This is a genomic window from Limnohabitans sp. (assembly GCF_044373035.1).
Lineage (GTDB): Bacteria > Pseudomonadota > Gammaproteobacteria > Burkholderiales > Burkholderiaceae_C > Limnohabitans_A.
Genome location: NZ_JBILQU010000175.1, coordinates 1 through 3,634 on the forward strand (window position 1 = coordinate 1; position 3,634 = coordinate 3,634).

Genomic DNA, 3,634 nt, shown 5'->3' on the forward strand with positions numbered 1-3,634 from the left:
GTCCGAAGGATGGCGCGTGCATTTTGTGATGCCGTCCGCCGAAAACGTGCAGACCCTGCCCCAGCCGCTCAACCCGCAAATCGAGCTGCGCCCCGTGCCCGAGCACGAGACGGTGGCCGTGCGCTTTGGCGGCTTCACAACGCAAGCGAGCATTCAAGAGCAGACCGAGCGCCTGCGGGCTTGGGCTAAAACCAAAAACCTCAAGCTCAGCCCCACGGCCCAAATCGCCCGTTACGACGATCCCTTCACGCTGCCTTGGAACCGCCGCAACGAAATCTTGATCGACTTGTTGCCTTGAGTCGCGCACAGCGACCTACAGCGCAAAAAACTCGAAACTCATCGACGGCATTGACCCCTCACATCTGTGTGCATAAAATGCACACATGCCAAACACCAAGATTTACAACTGGAATGCCGAAAAAAACCAGTTGCTGTTGAAAAAGCGAGGCATTTCCTTTGAGCGCATCGTTTTTGAAATCAGCCTTGGCAATGAGCGGGATGTTGTATTGCATCCCAACCAAGAGAAAAGCCCCGGACAACTGATTTCGATGGTCCAAGTCGATGGCTATGTGTGTGCCGTCCCATTCATTGAAACCGAATCCGAGATTTTTCTGAAAACCATCATCCCCAGCCGCAGGGCCACCAAGCAACACAGGCGCAAGTCATGACCAAAAAAACGGTGCACGATGAAGAAGAAGCAGGCATCTTGCAGGCGCTGGAATCGGGCGCGCTCAAGTCCGTCAAAGATGCGCCCACCCGCATGAAGGCGCACAAGACTGCGGCGGAAACCACGCTCAAAAAAGACCAACGCCTGAATATCCGGATTTCAAGCAAAGACCTCAAAAACCTTCAGGCGCGCGCCTTGGAGGAAGGGATTCCCTACCAAACGCTGGCGGCCAGCTTGTTGCACAAATATGTGAACGGTCATTTGATCAACCAGCGATAAGGCGACCACATCAGCGTGGTGTGTGTGCAGATGGGACACAGCACCTTGCAACGACTAAACTTTGCTGTGAAACCGGCGCAACGAGATCTTGATCGACCTGATGCCCTGAAAGCGACCGGGATCAATCGCCCGCTGCGGCCTGTGCCGCTGGCGGTCTGTTGTAGCCTTGGGCGATGGTCAACACAGTCTTGCAGCCGTGACAGGGCGCATTCGCAAAAAAATCATTCAAGCCCAGCTTGAAGCCTTGCCCGCACCGCGCAGTGGCGATGTGCTGTGCCCCCTGTGCGAGCGCGCCATTCCGCCCAGCCAACAAGACGCGCACCATCTGGTGCCCAAGTCACATGGGGGCGCGCACACCGTGCTGCTGCACCGCATTTGCCACCGCCAGATCCATGCGCTGTTCACCGAGACCGAATTGGCCCGCACCTATGCCACGGTCGAAGCCTTGAAGCAGCCCGAAGAGATGGCCCGCTTCATCCGTTGGGTGCAAACCAAACCCGACGCATTTTTTGAAAAAAGCCGCAAGAGCCAACGGCTCCAAAACCGGCGCTGAACCCTGCCCACCACCATGCCTGAATCCATGTCCACACTGCCCACAACCAGCCGGATCGAGCTGAAAGACTTGCACCTGGCCACCCGCATTGGCACCTATGCCCCCGGCGACACCGTGCCCGAATACCACGCGCTCGATTTGACCCTGTGGATCGACCCCGGTCTGGTGCTGATTGCCCAAGACGGCATGGCGCATGTGTTCGATCACGACCCGCTGGTGATCGAGATCGAACGGCTGGCGGCCGATGGGCTGTACGCAACCCAAGAGCGGCTGATGACGCGCATCGTGCAGGCCTGCGCGGCTTACCCAGCCATCGAGGCGATCGACATCGCCTTGCGCAAATTCCCGGTGCGTGCAGGCAGCGGCTCTTTGGGTGTGCGTTTGGCTGTGGACGGCGCGCAACTGCAGCGCATGCGAGACGCCGCGCTCAGGGCGTGAGCCATTCTTGGTGCCGGCCCCAAAATAGGCACTGCTTGAACACGTGTGATGGCGTCACAACGCCAAAATCTCCACAGTCCCTGTGAGCACCGGGCGGCACAAAATCTTGTAGCCATCGGCGTCAAAGTGGGCGGCCACTTGGCTGGCCGTTTGGCTCAATTGGCGGGCCGCTTCAAGGGTGGGCGCGCTGCCCAGATAGCACCAGTGCTTCACCACGTGGATTTGCGTGAGTTCGCCGTCGCGCTCCACCAAGCCCACCGCGCCCGGGTAAGGCCAGCATTCCACGCGCAGCGCCAGCAGGCTGGTGAACAGGCGCTCGCGGTGCGCTTGGGGGCTTTCGTCGCCCCGGCACACCCCGGCGCATTGGCGAATGGCAGCCCTGAAGCAGGCTTTGCCGGGGGGTAGTTTTTCTAGGCCCAGCGGGCCGTAACACAGCTTGTTTTGATCGGCGATGGTGCGTAACGCACTGAGTGCGGCGTGGCGGCTGGCGTACAGGCCATACAGCTCGGGTTGGCTGGCAAAGTCGATGTCACGGGCATAGACCACTTGCGGCACTTCGCCCGTCAGTTGCAGACTGCACAGCTGTTGGTTGCGGCGCAGTTTTTGGTTGAACAAGGGGTGCTGGGCTTTGATCATTTGCGCCTCCAAAAGCAGCGCGCCGATCTCGCCCGCCGTGCGGATGTGGCTGATGCGCTGGGTTTGGCGCAGCATGCGGGCCTCGTCGGGCGTGCGCAGGTGCGACAGCAGTCGCGCGCGGATGTTGATGCTTTTTCCGATGTACAGCGGCAGGTCGCCTTCCTCGCCATGAAAAATGTAAACACCTGCCCCGGTGGGCGCGTCTTCGATGGCGCCCCGCAGGTGTTGGGGGTATTCGCAGACGCGCTCGGCCTCGAAGTCGTCGCGGCGGCGGCGTGGGGAAATGCTGGCCATGGCAGGGTCGATCAAGTGGTGTGTTGGTGAATGGTAGCCACCACCACGCCCCAGACGTCCACACTTTGACCATCTTTGGGCACGATGTCGGGGTAGTCGGGGTAATCGGGGCGGGCCGCTTGCAAACGCAGGCCCTCGCTGGCCAAGCGCAGGATTTTGCAAGTGAAGTCGCCGTCGACCACGGCCAGCACGATCTGGCCGTCGGCCGGGGGGATGGCGCGGTCCATCAGCACCACCGCGCCATCCAGGATGCCCGCATCGCGCATGCTTTCGCCGCGCACGCGGATGTCAAACGTGGCCTGTAGGTGCTTGACCAGCTGCTGCATGAGGTCGATGCGCTCGACCTGGTGGTCTTCGGCGGGCGACGGAAAACCCGCCGCCATGCTGGCGGGCAAAGCCTGCAGCCACCAGTTTCCGGGGGGCAGGGCTTGGGGGGTGTCTGGGGCATGCATGAGGAAAGCGGTGGCTGCAGGAGTGGCAATGGAGAGATCAAAATACTGTTTATATTTACAGTATACTGAGCTTGTCATGCTTCCTGCAGTTGCCTGACATTTTTGTTGATTTACGCCCCGGGCTTTGCGGCTCGGGGCGTTTTTTTGGGCGCTCGGACAGCGGCGGCGCTCAGCGCATCTGGGCATTGAGGCTGCCCAAGGGCGCAGAAAACTCGGCGCGCCAGCTTTCACCCGCTTGCAAAGGCCAGGCGTCGGTCCAGGTGCCGGTGGTGATCACGTCGCCCGCTTGCAGGTCGACCGCGCCGGGGCATTGGC

At 60.6% G+C, this 3,634-nt stretch carries 7 protein-coding genes; 5 read left to right on the forward strand and 2 right to left on the reverse strand.

Going from position 1 to position 3,634, the window contains the following annotated elements; all coding sequences use genetic code 11:
* The 5 genes from ACIQ47_RS15280 to ACIQ47_RS15300 all read left to right on the forward strand — a co-directional run.
* On the forward strand, positions 1-298 hold a 298-nt coding region (locus ACIQ47_RS15280; RefSeq protein WP_396438902.1), incomplete at its 5' end, for an SOUL family heme-binding protein.
* Positions 299-383: 85 nt separating this feature from the next.
* Positions 384-668 carry a BrnT family toxin gene (locus tag ACIQ47_RS15285; RefSeq protein WP_396438903.1) on the forward strand — a complete coding sequence of 95 codons (285 nt, stop codon included), beginning with the start codon at positions 384-386 and terminating at the stop codon, positions 666-668.
* Positions 665-946 carry a hypothetical protein gene (locus ACIQ47_RS15290; protein ID WP_396438904.1) on the forward strand — a complete coding sequence of 94 codons (282 nt, stop codon included), beginning with the start codon at positions 665-667 and terminating at the stop codon, positions 944-946. The genes ACIQ47_RS15285 and ACIQ47_RS15290 overlap by 4 nt, the downstream gene beginning before the upstream one ends.
* Before the next feature lie 196 nt (positions 947-1,142).
* Entirely contained in the window at positions 1,143-1,499 is a 357-nt protein-coding gene (locus ACIQ47_RS15295; RefSeq protein ID WP_396438905.1) for an HNH endonuclease signature motif containing protein, read from the forward strand.
* Between the two features lie 27 nt (positions 1,500-1,526).
* Positions 1,527-1,937, forward strand: a complete 411-nt coding sequence (locus ACIQ47_RS15300) for a dihydroneopterin aldolase (RefSeq protein ID WP_396438906.1) — start codon at positions 1,527-1,529, stop codon at positions 1,935-1,937.
* A gap of 54 nt (positions 1,938-1,991) precedes the next feature.
* Here the strand turns inward: ACIQ47_RS15300 and cho are convergent, their stop codons facing one another.
* Together cho and ACIQ47_RS15310 are read right to left on the reverse strand one after the other, a co-directional pair.
* A complete protein-coding gene (cho, locus tag ACIQ47_RS15305) occupies positions 1,992-2,867 on the reverse strand; it encodes an excinuclease Cho (RefSeq protein ID WP_396438907.1) in 876 nt (291 codons plus the stop codon).
* A gap of 11 nt (positions 2,868-2,878) precedes the next feature.
* Positions 2,879-3,319: a LexA family protein gene (locus tag ACIQ47_RS15310; RefSeq protein WP_396438908.1), complete on the reverse strand. Its 441-nt coding sequence runs from the start codon at positions 3,317-3,319 to the stop codon at positions 2,879-2,881.
* Positions 3,320-3,634 lie beyond the last annotated feature (315 nt).